This is a genomic window from Flavobacterium sp. LMO8 (assembly GCF_009495755.1).
GTDB lineage: Bacteria > Bacteroidota > Bacteroidia > Flavobacteriales > Flavobacteriaceae > Flavobacterium.
Window position 1 is genome coordinate 1 of the sequence record NZ_WIBJ01000029.1, and the last position, 426, is coordinate 426.

The 426-nt window shown below is 30.3% G+C and carries 1 pseudogene; it reads left to right on the forward strand.

Annotation, left to right across the window (positions count from 1 at the left end):
- Positions 1 to 426, forward strand: a pseudogene (locus GFJ94_RS12575) (cell envelope biogenesis protein OmpA); the annotation flags it as partial.

Consider the following 426-nt stretch of genomic DNA (forward strand, 5'->3'; position numbering starts at 1 on the left):
CACTTACAACGCTACCAAGAAAGTTGGATTCTTCTCAAGTAATAGAGATGGAGTAGACAACATCTACAAGGCAGATCCGATATGTAATTTTAAATCATTTATAGTTGTTAAAGACGAAATTACAGAAAAAACAATTGAAGGTGCTACTGTTGAATTACTTGACAATGATATGAAAAGCATTACTTCAAGTCTAACAAGTTATAACGGTGAGGCTGTTTTTAGTTTAAAATGTATGCCAGCTTATATAAGTTTTGCATCAAAATCTGGATATGAGACAAGTACTCATTATAAAGTTGAAATTCCAGAAAATGAATTTGGACAAGATATATATTTCTATATTAAACTAAAACCAATTATGCCAATCATAACAGAGAAGGAAGTTATTTTAGAACCAATTTACTTCGAGTTCAACAAAAGTAACATCAC